At 63.6% G+C, this 22357-nt stretch carries 16 protein-coding genes and 3 pseudogenes; 3 read left to right on the top strand and 16 right to left on the bottom strand.

The window, feature by feature from the left end; translation table 11 throughout:
• The first annotated feature begins 157 nt into the window (after window positions 1-157).
• Window positions 158-1509 (top strand): annotated as a pseudogene (locus C3B44_RS05065) (IS256 family transposase).
• A gap of 1689 nt (window positions 1510-3198) precedes the next feature.
• Here the strand turns inward: C3B44_RS05065 and C3B44_RS05060 are convergent.
• The 12 genes and pseudogenes from C3B44_RS05060 to C3B44_RS05005 all read right to left on the bottom strand — a co-directional run.
• Window positions 3199-5253: a bifunctional metallophosphatase/5'-nucleotidase gene (locus C3B44_RS05060; RefSeq protein WP_108431420.1), complete on the bottom strand. Its 2055-nt coding sequence runs from the start codon at window positions 5251-5253 to the stop codon at window positions 3199-3201.
• 138 nt (window positions 5254-5391) lie between these two features.
• Window positions 5392-7638, bottom strand: a complete 2247-nt coding sequence (locus tag C3B44_RS05055) for a RelA/SpoT family protein (RefSeq protein WP_199222471.1) — start codon at window positions 7636-7638, stop codon at window positions 5392-5394.
• A 45-nt stretch (window positions 7639-7683) separates the two neighbouring features.
• The gene (locus tag C3B44_RS05050; RefSeq protein WP_108431418.1) at window positions 7684-8241 is read right to left on the bottom strand and encodes an adenine phosphoribosyltransferase; all 558 of its coding nucleotides are present in this window, start codon (window positions 8239-8241) and stop codon (window positions 7684-7686) included.
• Window positions 8210-9784: an ABC transporter substrate-binding protein gene (locus tag C3B44_RS05045; protein WP_235840512.1), complete on the bottom strand. Its 1575-nt coding sequence runs from the start codon at window positions 9782-9784 to the stop codon at window positions 8210-8212. The genes C3B44_RS05050 and C3B44_RS05045 overlap by 32 nt, the downstream gene beginning before the upstream one ends.
• 8 nt (window positions 9785-9792) lie before the next feature.
• Complete coding sequence (secF, locus tag C3B44_RS05040; RefSeq protein WP_108431417.1) at window positions 9793-10911, bottom strand: protein translocase subunit SecF; 1119 nt, start codon at window positions 10909-10911, stop codon at window positions 9793-9795.
• Window positions 10912-10913: 2 nt separating this feature from the next.
• Complete coding sequence (gene secD, locus C3B44_RS05035; RefSeq protein ID WP_199222470.1) at window positions 10914-12728, bottom strand: protein translocase subunit SecD; 1815 nt, start codon at window positions 12726-12728, stop codon at window positions 10914-10916.
• Window positions 12729-12779: 51 nt separating this feature from the next.
• On the bottom strand, window positions 12780-13127 hold the full coding sequence (gene yajC, locus C3B44_RS05030; protein WP_108431415.1) for a preprotein translocase subunit YajC: 348 nt from the start codon (window positions 13125-13127) through the stop codon (window positions 12780-12782).
• A gap of 46 nt (window positions 13128-13173) precedes the next feature.
• The gene (ruvB, locus tag C3B44_RS05025; RefSeq protein ID WP_108431414.1) at window positions 13174-14220 is read right to left on the bottom strand and encodes a Holliday junction branch migration DNA helicase RuvB; all 1047 of its coding nucleotides are present in this window, start codon (window positions 14218-14220) and stop codon (window positions 13174-13176) included.
• Window positions 14221-14233: 13 nt separating this feature from the next.
• A complete protein-coding gene (ruvA, locus tag C3B44_RS05020) occupies window positions 14234-14845 on the bottom strand; it encodes a Holliday junction branch migration protein RuvA (protein ID WP_108431413.1) in 612 nt (203 codons plus the stop codon).
• On the bottom strand, window positions 14842-15405 hold the full coding sequence (gene ruvC / locus C3B44_RS05015) for a crossover junction endodeoxyribonuclease RuvC (RefSeq protein ID WP_108431412.1): 564 nt from the start codon (window positions 15403-15405) through the stop codon (window positions 14842-14844). The genes ruvA and ruvC overlap by 4 nt, the downstream gene beginning before the upstream one ends.
• A gap of 17 nt (window positions 15406-15422) precedes the next feature.
• A complete protein-coding gene (locus C3B44_RS05010; RefSeq protein WP_108431411.1) occupies window positions 15423-16175 on the bottom strand; it encodes a YebC/PmpR family DNA-binding transcriptional regulator in 753 nt (250 codons plus the stop codon).
• Between the two features lie 65 nt (window positions 16176-16240).
• Window positions 16241-16585, bottom strand: a pseudogene (locus tag C3B44_RS05005) (acyl-CoA thioesterase); the annotation flags it as partial.
• A gap of 62 nt (window positions 16586-16647) precedes the next feature.
• Here C3B44_RS05005 and C3B44_RS05000 point away from each other — a divergent pair.
• Window positions 16648-17846 (top strand): IS3 family transposase gene (locus C3B44_RS05000; protein WP_235840523.1). Its coding sequence is split into 2 segments (ribosomal slippage): window positions 16648-16944 and window positions 16947-17846, totalling 1197 coding nucleotides; the frame shifts between segments, so codons are not numbered across the junction.
• Window positions 17847-17880: 34 nt separating this feature from the next.
• Here C3B44_RS05000 and C3B44_RS04995 read toward each other — a convergent pair.
• Window positions 17881-18372: pseudogene (locus C3B44_RS04995) on the bottom strand (acyl-CoA thioesterase); the annotation flags it as partial.
• 206 nt (window positions 18373-18578) lie between these two features.
• Here C3B44_RS04995 and C3B44_RS04990 point away from each other — a divergent pair.
• Window positions 18579-19445 carry a VG15 protein gene (locus C3B44_RS04990; protein WP_108431409.1) on the top strand — a complete coding sequence of 289 codons (867 nt, stop codon included), beginning with the start codon at window positions 18579-18581 and terminating at the stop codon, window positions 19443-19445.
• 476 nt (window positions 19446-19921) lie between these two features.
• Here C3B44_RS04990 and C3B44_RS04985 read toward each other — a convergent pair whose 3' ends face one another.
• The 3 genes from C3B44_RS04985 to C3B44_RS04975 are packed head-to-tail and all read right to left on the bottom strand — an operon-like array spanning window position 19922 to window position 22351.
• Window positions 19922-20371 (bottom strand): hypothetical protein, encoded by a 450-nt coding sequence (locus C3B44_RS04985; RefSeq protein ID WP_199222459.1) that lies wholly within the window; start codon window positions 20369-20371, stop codon window positions 19922-19924.
• The gene (locus C3B44_RS04980; protein WP_108431408.1) at window positions 20368-21444 is read right to left on the bottom strand and encodes a glycosyltransferase family 4 protein; all 1077 of its coding nucleotides are present in this window, start codon (window positions 21442-21444) and stop codon (window positions 20368-20370) included. Before C3B44_RS04980 ends, C3B44_RS04985 begins: the two co-directional genes overlap by 4 nt.
• 1 nt (window position 21445) lies before the next feature.
• The gene (locus C3B44_RS04975; protein WP_108431407.1) at window positions 21446-22351 is read right to left on the bottom strand and encodes a phosphatidylinositol mannoside acyltransferase; all 906 of its coding nucleotides are present in this window, start codon (window positions 22349-22351) and stop codon (window positions 21446-21448) included.
• Window positions 22352-22357 lie beyond the last annotated feature (6 nt).

Raw genomic sequence — 22357 nt, 5'->3', positions numbered from 1 at the left:
GATCCAGTTACCGAGTGTGCCGTATCTCTTCCATTTTGGCTACCGAAGTGTACACAACATGGTGGGCACCGATTCTGGACACCCACGGCACCGAGAAGAAGGAGGGTGTCAGGAAATTTGTGTGTGAGGCTCTGATCCAGAAGGAGTTTCACCGATAATGACAACGGTGACAACGAAGAAAAACCATGACCAGGACAAGGTCAACGAGATCAGCGAGAAGCTGATGGAAAATCCTGAGCTCGCCAAGCTGATTGGCGAGTTGTCGACGTCCACCGATAACGCCAGCGACCTGGTCAAAGCCCTGTTGCAGGCATCGATTAACGCTGGTTTTGCAGGCGGAAATGGATGCCCATTTGGGCTACGGTCATTCCGACCGGACGATGAAGGCCCAGGTTGAACCAACACAGGGTAGTAACCACCGCAACGGGTCGTAGACCAAGACCGTCAATTCTGGGCACGGCGCGTTGGAAGGGATCGTGCCCAGGGATCGTTCCGGCACGTTTACTGCCCAGATGGTGCCCAAGGGCTCACGCCGGCTGACAGAGCTCGATGACATGATCATCTCGCTGTACGCCGGTGGGATGACAGTGCGTGATATTCAGCACCATCTTGGCTCCACCCTGGGGGTGGATATGAGCCCGGATACGATCAGCACGATTACCGATGCAGTCTTAGACGAGGTGATGATCTGGCAGAACCGTCAACTCGACGAGTTCTACCCAGTAATCTTTTTTGATGCGCTACGCGTGAAGATCCGCGATGGCCACCGTGTAGTCAACAAGGCGTGCTACATGGCGGTGGGCATCGACATAGACGGTATCAAGCACATCCTGGGCTTGTGGATTGCTGATAATGAAGGTGCCGCCTTTTGGGCATCTGTGTGCGCAGATCTGGCCAACCGTGGCGTCCAGGATGTCTTCATCGTCTGCTGTGATGGTCTTAAAGGTCTACCGGAAGCTTGTGGAGGCAACCTGGCCACATTCGATGGTACAAACCTGCATCGTGCACCTGATCCGGGCGGCGAATAGGTGGGTGTCCTATCAGGACCGAAAACCCGTCTCCAGTGCGCTACGTGCGATCTAGACGGCCGTAAACGAAGATACCGCCCGTGCCAGCTTAGATGCGTTCGAAACCTCTGAGCTTGGCCAGAAGTACCCGCAGTCGGTGAATATCTGGCGTGATGCGTGGGAACGGTTCGTGGGGTTTCTGCAGTTCCCGCCAGCGGCGCGCAAGGTGATATACACCACGAATTCAATCGAGTCACTCAATGCTGAGCTGCGTAAAGCTACCCGAAACCGGGGCCAGTTCCCGAACGATACAGCAGCACTGAAGACGCTTTGGTTGATGATGTGCACCATCGAAGACTAACGCGTTGCCAAACGCGCGAAGCAAGCCAAGCGTGCCGTTGAGTGCAACGGGTATGTTCAAGGAGCGAAGGCCAATGGCTGGAAACAAGCCATCAACCAACTAGCTGTGGCATACCCAGACCGATTCGCGGACTACCTGTAAACCACCCCCCGCACACAAACTATCGGACGCTCTCAGAAGAAGTCGGAACCCTAGATGTAATACATAAAGAAAACGCTCGCTCGCAAGCGGCCGCGGCCTCGGATCCCACTATGCGGCCGCATAGTGGATACCTCTATTACGCACGTGCGTAATCGGAATTCGGCCGGAACGGGATCAGCTCCGGAATTTCTTCGTTTATGCCACGACATAATTCCGACGCAGTCCGGCTCGCCCAACTCACCTCAAAAGGCTTTCGGAAACCGAATCACTATATGGTCGCAAGCTGAGACGCCCTAGAGTTAGGTCTCGGTTCCCGGACAGAAAGCCAAAGGAATTACGCATGTGCGTAACCCCAGGACAACCGAAAGCGGGCGGAGCAACAGCGCGTGAGTCGCATTTTTCGCTCCAGGCCTCTAGTTTTTACGCACGTGCGTAATCCAGGACGGCTCAAAGCAGGTCTAGACCACGTGAGTCACATGTTCATCTTCGGTTTCTGGTTTTGCTGGTTGGGGGTAGGGAATAGCGTGTGCCCGCGTAGTTGGTAGTGGAGTTCCGTCTACCTGGTAGCACCCCTAGCTCCGACTCCCATCTCAGATGTGGAGGCCTCGCAGTTCGGCGTTTCCTGTGTCAGCAATGCGGGAGGGAATTCTTCTTCTCAGGCGCACAGAGACCACGACGATACGCCTCATACCACGTTGTCCGCCCCCGCGGAGTCTCACTCGTCGGAATACGCCGGCCGAAGTGTTTCTCGCACCCTGGCGATCAGCTCGAAGGGAATCCCTGGATCGCCGCCTTGGGCTACTGGCGGAGGTGAAGAAGAGACACAGGAGCGGCTGTCGTCGCTTGCCCTTCGCCCATAACAGGCCCACTGAGTCGACACTACGACCAGAACAGCCCCTGACTCACTCTGCCGCGGCATAGTACGGGCCGAAAGCTCTACGCACGTGCGTAATCGGAAATCGATGAATCCCGGGGAATTAATAGACACACGAGACACACTGTCATTCGAGACCTCTGGTTTTTCCGCACCTGCGTAAAACGCCGTCGACTCCCTTGGTGGCGTCGCACCCGTCCCCGCTGCCGAGTGCGCCGTGCGGCGAGCACTGGTACCGCCGCGCTCGGGGTTTGCTGAGGGTTGGGGAGTCTGCGCCGCCGAGGCTGGGACGTGGCAGCCGGGGCGGCTTTTGCCAACTACCCGGAAACCGTCACTACCGTCTTGCTGGAGAAACGCTACCAACAAACGTATCTGACATTTTTACGCACGTGCGTAATCGGAGTCCAGCCGGAACGGGGCCGACCGCGGAGGGTTCGTTTATGCCATGGCATAAATCCCGACGCGATTCGGCTGACCCCGTCACCCCGAAGTCCGCCCGCACGGAGTATAAAGCCAAAGCGAACCTCGCGGCGCCCCACCACGTTTCCGGAAGGCAATGGATTCGATCGGAACCGCAGAAACTATGCCACGGCATAATCTCTCAACGTCTCCTCCCCTCATTATGCGGCCGCATAGTCCCTCGCACACCTCGCTGGAAAAGTTGGCACTCCCCTTCTATGCCATGGCATAAACTCGCCGCACCCCCGTCACGCTTACGTCCCCCCACAGCCAAGAAAATGGATAAGAAAAGCGCCCCGCCCAAAGGCGAGGCGCTCATCGGATTGCGCAGACTAGCGGCCTAGCGGTCGAACGCTCTAGGACGACATCGGCAGCGCCGGCTGCTGCGGGAAGGAGAAACCGAAGCGGGAGGCGATCTCAGACAGAACCGGCCAGACGAACCAGGCAACGCCACCGAGGACAGCGAGGACGGTGGCAATCGTCAAAAACTGCGAAGAACCAGCGCTCAGACCGTTCGCGCTGCCAGCAGCACTCGACTGACCAGGCGTACCCGGCTCGCCAGCAACCTTGACCGGAACCAGGATCTCGGTGCCGGCATCGGTGGTGATCCGCAGCTCCTGGCCGTCCTGGACATCAGCCGGGACGTCGATCTCGACGGTAGCGCGTCCGTTCTCGCCGTAACCGGCATCCTCGGCGGTGGTGGTGTTGTCGATCTCAGCGGTGGCGGTCGCATCACCGAGCGTGACGGTGACCTCCTGCGCCTGCGGCTCGCCCTCGCTGGAGTAGTTCAGAGAGGACAGCTCGAGGGTCGCGGTCTCACCCGGGACAAGCTCCTCGTGGCCAGTGATGCCGATTTCTCCCTGGCCAGAGCGGTAGGTCGGGTGCCCCTCTAGGGCAAGGTAATCAGCGAAGGCCTGGGAGTCGAGGAAGCCGACGTCGGTCAGGTCGCGGACCTCTTCCGGTTTAATGTGGTCGTCGCCGCCTTCGAAGAGGAAGGTGGCGGTAGCGACGGTGTAGTCAGCGTTCGGGTCCAGCGGTTCGCCGTCGATGTAGACGGTGTTGATGCGCTCGCCCTGCTCCGCGGTCGGGTCGTAGGAGTAGAAGACGTTATCGGACACACCCAGCGACAGGCGCGGGCGCGATTCCTGCGGATCCTTCCACTGGCTCTCCAGCGCGTCCAGGATCGCCTGGCCGGAGAGCGTCGCATAGGCCAGGTTGTTGCCGAAAGGCTGGACGGTGATGACGTCTTCGAAGGTGACGTCACCAGCGGCGAGGTCGGCACGGACGCCGCCCGCGTTCATCAGGCCCAGATCGATCTGGTCGCCGCCGCCCAGGAACTCGTTCATGGCGATGCAGTTGGAGTTGGCCAACATGTTGTTGAGGGTCGACTCGACACCGCGGTTTGTCCCGGGCGCACCGTTCGGGTTGGAGCCACGGAAGTAGTCGTTCTCTATGGTGGCCACGACTTCTTGGCCGAGGATCTCGAACTGCTCCGCCGCCTCATCGACGATTGCCTGGACGGTCGGCTCCGGGGCGAGGCCCAGCTCGATGACGTCGGCGTAGTCGTAGACGCCCCACTCGGTCTCGGTGATCTCACCGGCGGTGACGTCGTAGGTGAACTCGACCTCGATGAGGTTCTTGCCGTACTCATAAGCCTGAGCCCGGTTGTCCTCTGGGTCGTGCAGGACGTGGCTGTCGCCGCCGAAGGCGGCGTCGACGTGCTCGTTGAAGCCGGAGTGGGAGACGATGTCCTCGTGCTGCAGGACGACGACGATGTCGGCCTCGCCGCTGGTCTTCAGCCGCTCGGCCTCAGCGTTGGCGGCGGTGACGGGATCGGTGAAGGTGAGTCCCTCGATGGCCGACGGGGAGACCTTGTTCGGGGTCTTGTCGGTCACGGTGCCCACGAAGCCGACCTTGACGCCGTCGAACTCCTCGACGGCGGAGGGGGCGAGCTCGTCGGCGCCCTCGACGTTCGCGCCGAGGATCGGGTAATCAGAGTTCGGGATGATGCGGTTGACCACATCGTCGTAGCCCTTGTCGAACTCGTGGTTGCCGCCGGCCGACACGTCGATACCCATAGCGTTGGTCGCCTCGATGGTCGGCTCATCGTCCTGGATGGCGGAGATCGGCGCCGAACCGCCGACGTTGTCACCCGAAGTGGTGCGGATCTGGTGATCGTTGTCCTGGCCGAGGTGATCCATGAGCGCCGCGAGGTTCGCGACACCCATGGGCTCGCCGGCCTTGTCATCTCCCTCCCCCGGCTCGAGGTAGCCGTGGAGGTCGGTGAAGTTGGTGATCGAGAAAGAGACAGTTTGGTTTTCCTGAGCAACAGCCACGCCGGTGCTGGCCACAGCGACGGTGGTCGCGGTGGAGATGGCGAGCAGGCGCCCAAAGCGACGGTACGGAGACACGGGAAAGACTCTCCTATGCAGAAACGTTACAAGGTTGCATGTAAGTCTTTACCCACCGCTCAGGTTCCTGCCAGGTATGAATCAGCAGATTCCTGGGATTTTACCTTCCCTTCGGAAAGTATTCATGTTCGCGATACCTTAGGCGGTCACTCGGAAGACATCGAAGACACCCTCGGTGTTGCGCAGCCGGGTGATCAGATCTCCCAGCTGCCGGGTGTCGTGCACGGCGACGGTCAGCCGGATCGTCGCCACGTCATCGTCGTCGCACTGCGAGCTCATCGCGGTCACCTGCAGCTTCTGCTCGCTCAAGACCTTGGTGAGCTCGTATAAGAGACCATGGCGATCGAGTGCCTCGACCTGCAAGGTGGCGGCGAAACTGCCGTCGCCACCCTCCTCCGAGGCCCAGGAGACGGTGATCAGCCGCTGCGGCTCCTCTTTGAGCTTCGCCGCGTTCGTGCAGTCCGCCCGGTGGACCGATACCCCCCCGCCGCGGGTGACGAAGCCGAAGATCTCGTCGCCCGGCACCGGCTGGCAGCACTTCGCCAGCTTCGCCATCACATCTGGGCTGCCCTCGACCAGGATGCCGGAGGTCGATTCGACCTGACGCTCGCGCTGCTCGAGCAGCTGGGTCATCGGGGTGCGCGCGGCGAGCTCGTCGACGGCGTCGTCCTCGTCACCGAACATCGCGGTGAGGCGCTGCGTGACGTGCTGCGCCGAGACATGGCCCGCGCCGATCGCCGTGTAGAGGGCGTCGATGTCCGGGTAGTGCAGCTGCGTGGCGATCTGCTTCATCGATTCCGACGTAAACAGCCGGTGCATGGGCAGCCCGCCGCGCTGGACCTCGGCGGCCAAGGCGTCCCGGCCGGCCTCGAGGTGTTCCTCGCGGCGCTCCTTCGCGAACCACTGCCGGATCTTCGTCTTCGCGCGCGGCGAGACCACGAAATCCTGCCAGTCCCGCGAGGGCCCCGCGTTTTCGTCCTTCGAGGTGAAGATCTCCACCCGGTCACCGGAGTTGAGCTCCGATTCGAGGGCCACGAGCTTGCCGTTGACCTTCGCCCCGATGCAGCGGTGGCCGACCTCGGTGTGCACCGAGTAGGCGAAGTCCACCGGGGTCGCTCCCGCCGGCAGGTTGATCACGTCGCCTTTTGGGGTGAACGCGAAGATCTGGCTGCTGGTCAGGTCGTAGCGCAGCGAGTCGAGGAACTCGTTCGGGTCGGCGGCTTCCTTCTGCCAGCTGAGCAGCTGACGCATCCACGCCATCTGCTCGACCTCCGCCTGATCCCCGCGGTGCGAGCCCTTGGTCTCCTTGTAGCGCCAGTGCGCGGCCACGCCGAACTCGGCGTTGTAGTGCATCTCGTGCGTGCGCACCTGTACCTCAAGGGGGCGCCCGCTCGTCGACATCACCGTGGTGTGCAGCGACTGATACACCCCGAAGCGCGGGTTCGAGATGTAGTCCTTGAAACGCCCCGGCAACACCGCATACAGCGAGTGGACCACGCCGATCGCGGCGTAGCAGTCGTTGATGGAATCGACGAGGATGCGCAGGCCCACCAGATCAAAGATCTCATCGAACTCGCGGCCGCCGACGATCATCTTCTGATAGATCGACCAGTAGTGCTTCGGTCGGCCCTGCACCTCGGCGCTGATCCCGTTCGAATTCAGCGCGGCGGAGAGCTTCTCGCTGATCTCTTTGAGCGCGCGGTCCCGCGAGGGCGCGCGGTCGGCGACGAGCCGGACCACCTCGTCGTACTTCTTGGGATACAAAATCGCGAAAGAGAGATCCTCAAGCTCCCACTTGACGCTGGCCATGCCGAGGCGGTGCGCCAGCGGGGCGATCACCTCGAGGGTCTGGCGGGCCTTCTTCGCCTGCTTCTCCGGCGGCAGAAAGCGCATGGTGCGCATGTTGTGCAGGCGGTCGGCGACCTTGATGACGAGCACCCGCGGGTCCTCCGCCATCGCGACGATCATCTTCCTAATCGTCTCCGCCTCGGCGGCCGCACCGAGTGCGACCTTGTCCAGCTTGGTGACACCGTCGACAAGCCGGGCGACCTCGGGGCCGAACTCGTCGGTCAGCTCGTCGAGCGTGTAGTCGGTGTCCTCGACGGTGTCGTGCAAGAGCGCCGCCACGAGCGTCGTGGTGTCCATGCCGATCTCGGCGCAGACCGTCGCCACCGCGAGCGGGTGGGTGATATAGGGATCGCCGGACTTGCGGCGCACGCCCTCGTGCAGGGCCTCGGCGCGCTCGTAGGCGCGGGAGAGCACCTCGGCGTCGATCTTCGGGTGAAACCGCCGGTGCACCGACAACAGCGGGTCTAGCACCGGGTTAATCCGCGTGCGCCCGTTTCCTGTCAGGGACCGGGCGAGTCGCGCGGACATACTCCGCATGCTGGTTCTACCTACCCGATCACTGTGAGGAGACATGGTCTGATTCTACTTGTCCTGGTTGATAACGACGAGCGGTGCCCCGTCGAGTGCCTCCCTGCCACCCAAACCGTCGACCTCCAAGACCACGACATAACCGGTGACCTTGGCACCGATGTTTTCGAGCAGACGGGTGGCGGCGACGAGGGTGCCGCCAGTGGCGAGGACGTCGTCGACAAGCACGACGCGCTGGCCGGTGAGATCCCACTGGTTCGCCGGGATCTCGAGCGCCGCGGAGCCGTACTCGAGGTTGTACTCCTCCGAGTGCACCGGCGGCGGCAGCTTGCCCTTCTTGCGGATGGCCAAAATACCCAGGCCCAAGTCATAGGCCACGGCGGAGCCGAGCAAAAAGCCGCGCGCATCTAGGCCGCCGATCACGTCGGCCCCGAGTTCCTGGCAGGCCTCGGAGAGGGCGCGGACGACGGTGTGGAAGGTATCGGCGTCGGCCAGCACGGGGGTGAGGTCCTCGAAGACGACACCTTTTTCCGGGAAGTCCTCAACCAGCCGGATCTTCTCCGAGATGGCTGCGGACGCGCTACTGTACTTCGTCTTCTGATTCTTCGGCACTGGATTCCTCGTCTTCGGTTAACTGCCAGCGGTCCTTATTCCAGCCGATACCGGTCAGGCCCGAGTACACCACCACGTTACTGGCATCTTCATCAATCGCGAACGTGCGGGGCTGCGCGCTCAACGGAATCGAGGGCAGCTCCTCCCACATCGCCTCCTCGGCCTTACGGAGGTTATCAACCTCCGTCAGCCGCGCAGATACCGTACCGTACTCGCGCATCGGATGCGTGCCCCACAGATAGGCGTCGATGCCTCCCTCGAGATCCGCCAGGGTGGAGCCATCCGCCGACGCGTCCTCGACGGTGATCCCGGCCTCCGCGCACGAGGCACCGATGGCCTCGACCATCGCCGCCTTGCGCTCATCTGGGCCCAGATACCCGATGCGCACCGTCTGCCCGCGCAGCGGCTCGGCGGCCTCGTAGTCGGGCTCGGCGTGTGCGGAGTCGATCTCCTCCAGCTGTGCCCGGATCGGATCGAGGTGCGGCACGGTGTGCACCGCCACGGGCGGCACCTCCACCCCCGAAGCTTCCGAGGACGCCCGCGCCACCGCTTTCCTATCGATGCACGCGGCGAACGCCTGCCGGTTATCGCGGTCGGCGAACAGGCCCTCGTCTGAGATACGCAGCGAATCAGTCAGCTCGCCGACGACCGACTCCACCGCATACCCGGTGGTATCGAATCCCGGCTCGGCGGTGGGGGTATCGGCAATGCGCAAGGCCCCCTCGGCGCGCAGGCGCTCGGAATCGGCCTCCCGCGGCCACACGACGATGTGCTCTAACACGGCATCATCGCCGGAATAGTGCGGGTTGCGGGCCAGGACCACCTCGCCTTCTGCGCCCACGCGATCGATCATGTACGGACCGAAGCTCACCTGCAGCTGCGGGTTGAACTCTGCTAAGTCGAAGCCGGTATTCCAGACCTCTGCGACCGCGGCGAGGGCCTGTTCGTCCTCCCCGTTGACGGCGGCGTGCATCTGGCCCGGCTCCAGGCCGGCCTCGCGGGCGATGGTATGGGCGGGCAGGACGGAGCCGGCGTCGAAAAGCTCGCGCCAACGGCCACCGTCACCTTCGCGGAAGACGATGCGGAAGCGCTTCGAGCCCTCGGCGCACTGGAACTGCTCGACCTGCTTCATCAGGGGCAGGTGGGCGTCGAAAAGCTCCGGCGTCGTGCCGGCGGTATGCGCGAGCTGGAAGTCGACGCAGTCGACGGGGTCGCCGTCCGAAAACGTCGCGTCCTCGTTGATCTGGTATTCCACCGAAAAGGAAGGCCCATGCACAGAGCGTGCCAGCAGGAGATCGGAATTCGGGATCGACTGCCCGCTCGGCCCGGAGACGAACGCCGCCGGGTACAGCCGGGCGCTCAGCGCCTCGGCGTTGGTGCTCACGCCTTCTAAGGAGGCGGCGTTCGACGTCAAAAGCGGCTTGTCCACCTGGTAGCCGAAGTACTCGGTGGTGGCGGGTTCGGGTGGGGGTCCTTCTTCGCCGCACGCGGCCAGAGTTACAGCGGTGGTCGTGGCGACGGCGGCGAGAGCTAGCTTTCTCACGTGCACGTTTAACCTCTGTTCGGGCGCCAGGTTGCTCCGGTGTTGCTGGTGGGGGTGACGACGGTACGCTTCTCGTCCTTACCGTCGACGTCATGGTCCTCATCGACGTTGTCTTCCCCGTCGTCGCCGGTCTCCCGGTAGTTGGCAACCTTCTCGTTGTGTTCGCGGTAGGCCTTCTTGCGGTTCATGATGCTGACCAAGAACGGGGTGGCGAGGAACAGCGAGGACACAAGCCCCTCGATAACACCGATGAGCTGAATGACCGCCAGGTCACGCAGCGTGCCGACGCCCAGCAGCCACACCGCCACGACGAACAGCGCGATGATCGGCAGCGCGGAGATGGTCGAAGTGGAAAAAGACCTCATGAGCGTCTGGTTGACCGCGAGGTTGGCCTGCTCGCCGTAGGTGGCGCGCCGCGAGTTGAGCACGCCTTGGGTATTCTCCTTCACCTTGTCGAACACGATGACCGTGTCGTAGACGGAGAACGTCAACACCGTCAGCAGGCCGATAACGACGGCCGGCGAGACCTCCAGGCCGAACAGCGAGTAGATGCCGGCGATGAGCACGGCGTCGACGGCCAGCGCCGCGAGGGCCGCGATAGCCATCTCTCGCTTCAGACGGACCGCGACGTAGATGCTGGCGATCACCAGGAAGACCGCCATCGAGATGATCATGCGCTCGGTGATCGTCGAGCCCCAGGACTCGGAGACCTGGGAGACGCCGATCTCGTTGACGCCAAGCTCCTCGCCGCCGTGGTTCTCCGCGATGGCGAGCTGCGCCTCTTGCGCCTGCTCCTCGCTGAGCGTGACGGAGTTGATCTCCAGCTGGCGGGAGTCGCCGGCACCGACGATCTGCACGAGCTCCGGTTCGACGCCCGTGGCGTCCTGGAAGGTCTCGTCGACTTCCTCGACCACGAGGTCGCCGGCGGGCATCGAGACCTTCGTGCCGCCTTCGAAGTCGATGGAGAGGTCGAAGCCGCGGAAGATCATCGAACCGATCGAAATCAACACCAGCACCAAGGCGACGATGTACCACGTCTTGGTCCGGCCGATGAAGTCGATCCCGCCCTCACCGGTGTAAAGCTTATCGAAGAAGTTTCCCTGCGAGCCGGTCTGTTGAGTGGACATGGCTACTTCACCTCGGTCTCTTCGGCTGTGGGCGTCGCGGTCGTGCTGCTTCTTTTCCTCTTGCCCAGTTCGAACATCTTGGTCAGGCCGTTGACGCTGCCCTTCGACCAGAACTTCGTGCGCGAGGCCAGGATAGCCAGCGGCGCGGTCACGAGGAAGGTGACGAGCAGGTCGAGGGCGGTCAACAGGCCGAGGGTGAAGGCGAAGCCGCGGACTTCGCCGACGGCGAGGATGTAGACCACGATGGCGCCGATAAGCGTGACGACGTTACCGGTCACGATCGTCTGCTTCGCGCGATCCCAGCCGTGCTGCGTGGCGGAGCGGAACGTCTTGCCCTGCCTGATCTCATCCTTGATGCGCTCGTAGAGCACGACGAAGGAGTCGGCCGTCTGGCCGATACCGATGACCAGACCCGCCATGCCGGCCAGATCCAGCGAGTAGCCAATCCAGCGGCCCAGCAGCACGATCAGCGCGTAGGCCAACGCGGTGGAGACCACCAGCGTAACCAAAGAGATCAAACCGTAGAGGCGGTAGTAGAAGAAGACGAACGCGGCGATGAGCGCGAAGCCCACGGCGCCGGCGATCAAGGCCGCCTCCATGGCCGCCTGGCCGAGCTGCGCCGGGATTGTCTCCACGGTGCCGCCGGGCTCCCCCTGCTCGCCGGCGAAGGAGATCGGCAGCGCACCGTAGCGGAGGTTGTTGGCCAAGGCGTTGGCTTCCTCCTGGGTGAAGTCGCCGGTGATCGAGGTGGCCGAACCATAAGGCGTCGGCGACTGGATGACCGGCGCCGAGATGATCTGCGAGTCCAGCGTGATGGCGATCTGCTGCTGCAGGTACTCGTTGGTCAGCTCCGCCCAGGTCTGCGAACCGTTGACCTCTCCGTCGGTGGAGAAGGCGAAGTTGATCTCCATCTGGCCGGTCTCCGGGTTGAAGCCGCCGGTGATCGGGCGATCGGTGTCGATCTCCTCGCCGGTGAGGCGCTGGCCCGCGGGGTCATCGACGCCCGTGAGCAGCGGCGCGGGCTCCAAGATGTGGGCCTGGCCGGTGGTGGGATCGCAGGTGACCAGCGGGCGGGCCGGATCGTCGGTACCCGCGAGCGGGTCGACGCGGTCCGGGGTGCACTGCAGAAGCGCGCTGGCGGCCGACTGCACGGTCGGGTCATCCGACTGGCGGTGCTCGAGGAGCATGTCGATCTCCTCTTCGCGCCGCTCGCCCGCCTCGATGGAGTTCTCCGGCTCCGGCAGCGGCTCGGCCTCGATGGTCGGGGTTTCCACCGGCTCCATGTCCGGGGCTTGCTGCTGCAAAGAGTTGTTGTACTGGGTAAACAGCTGGTCCAACGACTCCTGGGCTTCCTCCGGCGTGACGACGCCGTATTCCACCCAATCGTTGGCCATCTCTTCCGCGACGCTCGGCAGCTGCAGCGGGTCGGCCATCGCCGGCTGGGCGACGGGCCTGAACAAAAGCTGCGAGGTCTGGCCGACGGCCTGCGCCTGGCTGGCGTCCTCACCGGGGACGGTGATCACCAGCGTGGAGCCGTCAACGACGACGCGGGCGCCGGTCACGCCCATGCCGTTGACGCGGTTTTCCAGGATCTGGCGCGCCTGATCCAGCTGTTCCTGCGTCGGGTTTTCCCCCTGCGGGGCCAGCGTGATGCGGGTACCGCCCTGCAGGTCGATACCGAGGTTAGCGGCGGGCGAGCGGTCTCCGGTGAAAAACACCAGCCCGAAGACCAGCACGAAAAACACGCCGAAGAGGGCTAGCGCGCGCTTCGGCCAGGCGCGGCGCGCACGCCCAATACGTCGATTTTCAGCAGACAAGGTCAATCCTCTTGATGACGGTACCCGTGTGGACACTCAGACCATCGTAGATCATCGGAAATTCTCGGGGTGCTCACCCGAGCCATCTTCCGGCTCGTTGTCGGTGATCTCCTCCGTCTTCTGCGCCTCTACCTGGCGGTTTTCCTGGGTGACGTTGCGCATAACGCCGGCGCGCTCCATCGTGATGATGGTCCCCGGCGCGACCTCCAGATCGACGGTGGTCTCCGCGAGATCCGCGATCCTTCCGTGGAGACCGGCGGCGGTGATGACGTAGTCGTCGACACCCAAGGCCTCCTGCAGCTTGGTTATCTCCGCCTGGTGCTGGCGCTGTTTGCGCATCATCAGGAACGAAGGAATGAAAAACAGGGCGATAATGACAAGAAAAACAATGATCTCCATAGACGCCCAGTGTGCCAGATGGCCGCGCTCATTCTAAACGCGCATTCTATAGGGCTCCCGGCGTGCCCTCCGGCGGAGTGAGGCCGAGATGGTACCAGGCGGCGGCCGTCGCCACGCGGCCGCGCCCCGTGCGGGACATGAGGCCAGCGCGCACCAGGTAGGGCTCGCAGACCTCCTCGACGGTGGTGGACTCCTCCCCCACGGCGATCGCCAGGGTGTTCACGCCGACCGGCCCGCCGCCGTGCCCCCGAATCAGGGCGTCGAGTACCGCCCGGTCGAGGCGGTCGAGGCCTAGATCGTCGACGTCGAAGACCTCGAGCGCGCCCCGGGTGGCGTCCAAGTCGACGTGGCCGTCGGCATGCACGTCGGCGTAGTCGCGCACTCGGCGCAACAACCGGTTCGCGATACGCGGTGTGCCCCGGGAGCGCGAGGCGATCTCGACGGCGGCGTCGTCGGCAATATCCACCCCGAGGATCGCCGCCGCGCGGGTGACCACCTGGGTGAGGTCCTCGGTGTCGTAGAACTCCATCTGCGCGGTAAAGCCGAAGCGATCGCGCAGCGGGCCGGTGAGCATGCCCGCGCGCGTGGTGGCGCCGACCAGGGTAAACGGCGGGATCTCGAGGGGGATCGACGTGGCTCCGGGGCCCTTGCCGACGATCACGTCGATCCGGAAGTCCTCCATCGCCATGTACAGCATCTCCTCGGCGGGACGGGCGATGCGGTGGATCTCGTCGATAAACAACACGTCGCCCTCCATGATGTTGGAGAGCATCGCCGCCAGATCACCCGCGCGCTCCAGGGCGGGCCCGGAGGTCATGCGCAGCGACGTGCCGAGCTCCTGCGCCACGATCATCGCCATGGTGGTCTTGCCCAGCCCCGGCGGGCCGGAGAGCAGGATGTGATCGGGGGTGACACCGCGCTGTCGGGCGCCGGAGAGCACGAGGTGGAGCTGCTCGCGGACCTTCGGCTGGCCGATGAAGTCGTTGAGGGACTTCGGGCGCAGCGACTTCTCCAGGTCCGTATCCCCCTGGTGGCGGTGCGGATCCACGGGCGATTCGGGTACCTCGAACTCGGTGCGTTCGATGTCCGACATCTTCTCGGCTCCTTTACTTGTTCTTTCCTAAAGAGGCGAGCGCCTTCTTCAGCGCCGCGGAGGTATTAAGCTCCGGTTCCGCCGCCAGCACGAGCTCGACGGCCGGGGTGGCCACCCGTTCGGTGAAGCCGAGCCCCACCAGGGCCTCGGTGACCTGCGCGGCGACCTGGGTGGCCTGCGGGTCGAGCGCCGGGCCGGTGTCGGGGCTGGGCTCGGACGGGAGGTACTCGCTGACTTTATCCTTGAGCTCGACGACCATCCGGTCCGCCATCCGCTTGCCCACGCCCGGCACCGTCTGCAGCGTCTTAGCGTCCTGGTTGGTCACGGCCGTGGAGATCTCCGCCGGCTCTAAGGTGCCAATCACCGCCAGCGCCAACTTCGGGCCCATCCCGGAGAGCGTCTGCAGCAAGAGAAACATGCGTCGCTCTTCATCGGAGACGAAGCCGTAGAGGGTCATGGCGTCTTCGCGCACCGCCAGGTGGGTGAGCACCCGGGTGTTCTCGCCGCGACGCAGGCGGGCGAGGGTGCGCGGCGTCGCCAAGAACTGGTAGCCCACCCCCGCGCACTCCATGACGGCGTGATCCGGGGCGATCGAGACGACTTCGCCGTTCAGCGAGGCGATCACTGCTTGCTCCTTTGCTCTAGTCTGCGCTTGAACTCCCGAGTGCGGGCTGCCACCTGCTTCTCGCGGGCCAAGGCCGGGGCCCGCCAGCAGTGGCAGACCGCCAGCGCCAAAGCGTCGGCGGCATCCGCCGGCTTCGGGGCCTCAGAAAGGCCGAGGATGCGGGTGATCATCGTGGTCATCTGCTGTTTGTCGGCCCGCCCGTTGCCGGAGATCGCCTTTTTGACCTCCGACGGCGTGTAGTGGTGCACGGGTATGTCGCGCCGCGCGGCCGCCAGGATGAGCACTCCGACGGCGTGGGCGGTGTACATGACCGTCGAAACGTTGCCGCGCTCGAAGAGGCGCTCGATGGCGACGACGTCGGGGCGGTAGTCGTCCAACCACTCCTCCACCGCATCGGAGATGCGGGTGAGCCGGTTGCCGAGCTCCGCGTCGCTGGGGGTGCGCACGACGCCGACAGCCACCGGAATGACTGCCCGGCCCCGTCCGGCCTGCACCACCGACAGCCCACAGCGAGTCAGCCCCGGGTCGATGCCCATGACCCGCAAACCCTCCAGGTTCACGTCCTCAGCCCCGCGATCTAGGAGTTGAGCTCCGCGAGCACCTCGTCAGAAAGCTCCATGTTGGTGTGGACGTCCTGGACATCGTCGGAGTCCTCGAGGGCGTCGATCAGCTTCTGGACCTTCTTGGCGTCCTCGAGCTCCAGCGGAACTTGGACCGAGGCGCGGAAGTCGATGCCGGAGTCTTCGACGTCGATGTTTTCCTTCTCGAGGGCCTGGCGGACGTTCGGGACGTCGCTCGGCTGGCAGACGATCTCGAAGAACTCGCCGTTGAGGGTGACTTCCTCGGCGCCGTCCTCGAGCACGGCGGCCAACACGTCGTCTTCTTCCAAGTCCCCCTTGGGGATGACGACGTAGCCAATGCGCGTGAACAGGTAGGACACGGAGCCGGACTCGCCTAGGTTGCCGTTGTTCTTGTTCATCGCGGTGCGCACCTCGGCGGCGGCGCGGTTGCGGTTATCAGTCAAGCACTCGATGAGCATGGCCACGCCGTTCGGGCCGTAGCCCTCGTAGGTGGTCTGCTCCCAGTTCGCGCCGCCTTCTTCCTCGCCGGCGCCGCGCTTGCGGGCACGCTCGATGTTGTCACCGGGGACCGAGGCCTTCTTGGCCTTCTTGATCATGTCATCCAGAGTCGGGTTGCCCGCCGGATCGCCGCCCCCGGTGCGTGCGGCCACCTCGATGTTCTTCACGAGCTTCGCCCACTCTTTACTGCGCTTCTTATCGTTCGCAGCCTTCTTATGCTTCGTGGTCGCCCACTTGGAATGCCCTGCCATGAATTCAGCGTCCTTTCGCGCTAGAGAACGGAAACGAGTATACGCAGCCTATTTTTCTCCGACCCCTACTGGTCGCGGTGGGTGCGCGTCAGTCCCTCCTGGGTGACCATAGCGACGAGGCGGCCCTGCGCGTCAAAGATCCGGCCGTGGGTCAACGCACGGCCGCCGGCTGCCGACGGCGACACCTGATCATAAAGCAACCACTCGTCTGCCCGGAACGGGCGCAAAAACCACATCGCGTGGTCGAGCGAGGCCATCTGCACCTTATGGCCTGGATGCGGCACCAGGGAAGAATGCAGAAGCGTCATGTCCGACATGTAGGCCAAGGTGCAGACGTGGAACGTCAAATCATCCGGCAGGCGCCGACGCGAACGGAACCACACCACCTGCTGGCTCGGGGTGTAGGGGCTGATGCAGGGATAGGTGACAACTGATCTGGCTCGGTTACCCCGGGCCTGGAAGGATTGTCATCATGCCCAAGCCGTATCCCAAAGAGTTCCGCGACGATGTGGTCCGCGTTGCCCAGAACAGGGACGAGAACACCACGCTGGCCGAAGTAGCTGCTGATTTCGGTCTGCATGAAGGGACCATCCGCAAATGGGTCCGCCAGGCCGAACTGGACGCCGGAAACCCCAATGACCGCAAACCTGGCCTGACCACTGAGGAGAGGGACGAGCTGCGCGCCCTGCGCCGCCGCAACCGCACCCTGGAGCAGGAGCTGGAGGTGATGCGACGGGCTGCTGCCTACTTCGGCCAAGCTCAGATCCCGTCAAAATGAAGTACCCGCTCGTCCGCGATCTCGCCGCTTCAGGAATCCCTGTGGCGGTGACGTGCCGGGTGCTGAAGATCACCCGCCAGCCCTATTACCGGTGGCTGGCCAACCCCATCACCGACGCCGAATGGGAAGAGGCCCACCGGCTCAATGCCCTGATCGATGCTCACCGTGATGATCCTGAGTTCGGGTACCGATACCTGGCCGACACCGTGGAGGAGGTCGCCGGGGTCCACATGGCCCACCGCACCGCCTGGCGGCTCTGCGCCTCTCAGGGCGTGTTCTCGGTGATCAGCAAGCGTAAGAAGGGCAAGGGAACCCGCCCCGGGCCACCGGTCCACGATGATTTGGTGCAGCGGCAGTTCAGCACCGTGAAGAAAGTCAACGAAGTGTGGTTCACCGATATCACCGAACACCACACCGGTGAGGGCAAGCTGTATCTGTGCGCGATCAAAGACGCCTGCTCCAGGCGGATCATCGGCTATTCCATCGACACCAGGATGAAGTCCTCATTGGCGGTGCGGGCCCTGAATAACGCCGTGGCGAACAGGGCTCGATCTGGCGCTGAGGTGGGCGGATGCATAGTCCACAGCGACCGCGGGTCTCAATTTCGAGCAAAGAAGTTCCTCCGGGCTCTGGAGCATCACAGCCTGGTCGGCTCGATGGGCAGAGTCGGTGCTGCCGGAGACAATGCCGCGATGGAGAGCTTCTTCAGCCTGCTGCAGAACAACGTCCTCGACGCGAAGCCCTGGGCCACCCGCGAGGAACTTCGGAGCTCTATAGTCCGGTGGATCGAGAGGACTTATCACCGAAGAAGGAAGCAGAAGGAACTCGGGAAATTGACCCCGGTCAAGTTCGAGGAGAAACTACTGACCCAGGCCCTGACTCTAGCGGCCTGAACAGAAAACCCAACCTGTCACCCGTTCCTGCATCAGCCCCGTACTTGTTGTGCTCGTACTGGTCCGAGGGGACGATCCGGATGTCCCAGTCCTTCCACTCCTCTAATAACGCCCGCGAGGTATCCGGCAAGGTGCGATCGTCGCGGCCGATCTCCTCCGGGGCGGGCACGGTGCGCATGAGGTCCGAGTGCTCCGGGCCGACGTCATCGTTGCGGTGGAAAGAGGCCTGCATCTCGAAGATCGTCTCGCCGTTTTGCACGGCGCTGACCTTGCGGGTGGCGAAACTACGCCCATCCCGGATGCGATCGACGAGGAAAATCGTCGGCTCCGACGCGCGACCCGGGCGGACGAAATAACCGTGCAGCGAGTGCACGTCTTTCTTTTCGACGGTACGCGTTGCCGCGACCAACGCCTGCGCGGCGACCTGCCCGCCGAACGTGCGGGGCAGCACGGATTCCACGGCGGTGCCCCGGTAGATGTCGGCGTCGAGACGCTCGAGGCTGAGAATGTCCCGAATATCAGTCATGGGATCCACACTACCGAGGACTGTTGCGGGGTTGGGCGAATCGACTTTTCACGTATCAACGGTGTCGACATCCGCTAACAATCAAACTGAATCGAGCAACGGCAGACGGGAACATACGTACCTTTTGGAGGCTTTCCCCTATTGCCCGAGGCAGTATGCCATGCTAACTTTAGAACAGGTGATCGAATCTTGATCGGGGGCAGGCGGTGGCCGATGAGTACACACAAGCGCTGGATTATCTGCGTTTATTGGCGCAGCAGGAACTCGCCCGGTGGTGGGCACGCCAGGGCGAAGACGTGATTACAAGCGACGAGTTAAGAAAGGACATCGCCGGCCTCGCCGATCGGTACGGAGAACAGGCGGGCTACGCCGCGGTGGAGTACTTAGTGCTCTCGCGCTCGTTCAGCGATGAGTTGAAAGGGCAAGGGTTTCCGGATCGCGCCCCTCCGGATAAAGAAGTAGAGCGAAGAAGAACCCAGCTCCGGGCTATACTTCTCTACCACTCTAAGGCTGATCCAGTATTGCGGGCTCAGGCGAAAACTGCACTGGATAGTGTGGTCGCCCGCCTCGTGGCGCTTCCCACAGACGAAGAGGCAACCCTAGGAGGTAGGGCGTTTGCTCGTATCCCAGCGCCCGGGGCGTGTGGGTTTTGTTTCATGCTCGCCTCCCGCGGTGCGGTTTATACACGCGAGGCGGTAGGCCGCGCGAATAAGCATCATCCCGGATGCCAGTGTCTGGGTATCGAGTGCCAGCGCGACGAGTCCGATCTACCGCGGATTAATTGCGATCTGAGAAAGCGTTACCAGGTGTTGTCGCGCGAGTTGGGCTATCCGCCGAATGCGGCGGCGTGGGAACACTATCGCCGTGCGTCGAAACAGCAGGCCGAGGGGCAAGAATGGCCGTTAACCCTGTATGCGAAGGTGCCGAAGTACACCAAGGGTGGGTTCTCGCAGGTATTCAAAGGCGAGAGGCTACCACCGTTAGACAAGATGCCCGGCCACGTGCTCAACGGGTGGAAGGATCAGCCCGGCCGTAATGGTGAGGGCAGGCCTCATGGAGAAGGGTTATCTTAAGGGCACAGGTGGGATTCTATGCGTACGGGTGCTTCTAGATTCGATAGAAACTGGCGAAACCAGCAGATAGTCGACGCGGTGAGAGATGTCTTGGAAGAACCGGAGTTTTATGCAGCTAAAAGGGTTAAACGTGTTGTTTGGGTAAAGAGATGATCAGGGTGGAATACAACGTACTCCCTGACGGTGTCATGACCTTCAAGACGGCCTACCCAGAGCCCCAACTTCTAAAGGAGTGGGGCAAGAATGTTAAGCGACGATGAGATTTATTGGCAGATGAGAGCGCTTCTCCCTTCGTCGGTTGACGCAGCTTTATCCCAAGGGAATCTCACAGCAGGAGAACCCGAATTTGCTGTATCTGGACTGTTGGACGAAGCCTACTCAGAAGGAAGCTTTAAGGATGCTTGAGCGGCAGGGGTCCTAGACCCGTTGAACGGGTTTTGTTGAGCAGCCACGCAGTTTCGGTTAGCCCAACCCCCTCAACCCCCACTGATCTCGAAGAACTCCGGCAGCGGCGCCGAACCAGCCAACCGACACGCTCGCACCACCGGCCGCAAACGCAGCGCCCGCGTATCGGCGACAGCCTCGTTATAAAAACGCTGCGCCAAACGCACGCGGGTGGTCGCATCGACAAGGATGGCCGGCGGATCGTCGATGAGCGCAATCTCCTCCTCCACCCGACGCTCCGCCGCGGCGCGCTCGCCAAGGCCGCGGGGGCTGAGACGGAGCGCTTCGACGCCTGCGGCCACCTCGCTTGCCGACGGCCGCAACGCCGCCAACACCCCCGCCCGGCGATCGAGTGCGGCCTCCAGCGCCCAGCGCGCGGCGTCGGTACGGATATGCAGCCGGTTGAGCCGCTGGGCAGTGAAGTAGGCCCACATCAGCGCCACGACCACGACCAGAGCGAGTAGGAACCAGAGCCACATCATCGCCTCTTTTCCACCCCCACCGTGGTACCGTCGGCGACCGTCTCGTAGACACGCAGCACCTGCCCCGCGACGGTGTCCCAGTCGAAGCGATGCGCACGGCGGCGCCCTTTCTCGATAAGCGTGCGGCGGGCGGCGGGGTCGTCGATAAGTTTCCGCAGCTCAGCGGTCAAATCCTCGGTCGAACCGACGGGAAAAAGCCGGCCGGCGCCGTCGAGTACGCGGGCAAAAGCCTCCAGGTCGCTGGCCACAACCGCGCATCCGGCCGCCATCGCCTCGACGAGGACGATGCCGAAGGACTCGCCGCCGGTGTTCGGGGCCACGTAGATATCGGCACGCCCGAGGATGCGGGCCTTGTCTTCCTCGCTGACGCGGCCCACAAAATCTACCCCCGGCACCTCGCGGTGCGCTCCCCCGCCGATGACGGTGACGCGCACCTCGCGCTCTAAGCCCTCCAGCGCCCGCAGGAGGATCTCGAGGCCTTTGCGCGGCTCGTCGATACGCCCGAGGAAGACGATCTCCACCTTTTCAGAGCTTGTCGGCGCAGCACTAAAACGCGCCGTGTCGATGCCGTTGGGAATCAGTACGGGATCGCGGCCGAGCTGCTCGACCTGCCAGCGCCGAGCCAGCTCGGAGACCGCGATACCCGCGCGAATCTTCTCCAAGTACGGCGTGAGCCAGCGCCGAGCGAGCCGCAGGACTAAAGACGACGCCGCCGATGCGTGATACGTCGCCACGATGGGCCCGCGGGCGGCGAGCAGGGCGTGCAGCGAAAAGCTCGGCGAGTTGGGTTCGTGGATGTGCAGGACGTCGAAACGCCCCTGCGCGAGGAACTTCTGCACGCGGCGGTGCACCAGCGGGCCGAAGGCGAGGCGCGCGACGGAGCCGTTGTAGCGGATCGGGAAGGAGCGCCCGCCTTTGATGACGTAGTCGGGAAGCTCGGTGGACTCTCGTGCTGGACCGATGACCTGCACGAAGTGCCCCCGTGCGCGCAGCGCCTCGGCGAGATCTAGGACATGGGCCTGCACCCCGCCCGGTTGGTCGAAAGAATAGGGACACACGATTCCAACGCGCACGCTAGTCCGCCTTTTTCGCCTTCTTCGGCACGTCCGCCACCCACAGCGGCTGCAGCATGTGCCAGTCGGTGGGGTGCGCGCGGATGTTCTCGGCGAACTCGTCGGCGATGCGCTGGGTGGTCTCGGCCACCGTGGTGACCTCGACCGGCTCGTTGGCTTTCAGGCCCCAGCCGTCGTCGGTGAACCAGGCGTGCACGACGTGGATGTTAGCTCCGGTTTCGATCGCCAGCTGCGCGGTGCCGGCCGGGAAGGTCGCGGTCTCGCCGAAGAACTCCACCTCGATGCCGGACTGCTTGAGATCGCGCTCGCCGAGGAGGCAGACGACGCCGCCGTCGATAAGCACCTCCTTGAGGCGAGAAAACGGCGGGCGGTCGCCGGAGTGCGCGAGCACCTCGAAGCCGAGCTCCTCGCGGTAGTCCACAAACGCCTGATACAAGGCCTCAGGCTTGACTCTTTCGGCAACGGTGGCGAAGGACGTGTAGTTCTTCACCAGCCACATCCCCGCCATGTCCCAGTTGCCGGTGTGCGGCAGCACGAGGATCACCCCGCGCCCGCGCGCCAGCGAACGCTCGAAGGTCTCTCGCCCGCTCACCCCGGCGGTCAGTCGCCGGTGCAGGTCGGGATCCGCGGCGATGCGCGGCAGGCGAAACGCCTCCATCCAGTAACGGGCATAGGAGCGCAGGGCATCGCGCACGAGTGCGCGCGTGACGTTTTCCGCACCCACCACGCGTGTTAGGTTCCGGCGCAGCTGTTCCATGCCGCGGCCGTCGTCGCTGGCTTTATCGGCCGCCCAGCGAAACACGCGGGCGACCAGCGGGCGCGGCAGCAGGCCCACGACCTTCCACCCCATAAGGTAGCCGGCCGCGGCGAACTCGCGGGCGCGCAGCAGACGCAGGATCTCCGACATGGCCTT

It is taken from the genome of Corynebacterium yudongzhengii (assembly GCF_003065405.1).
Taxonomy (GTDB): Bacteria; Actinomycetota; Actinomycetes; order Mycobacteriales; family Mycobacteriaceae; genus Corynebacterium; species Corynebacterium yudongzhengii.
Note: the sequence above shows the minus strand (reverse complement) of the source record. Positions and strands in the feature narration are given on the sequence as shown.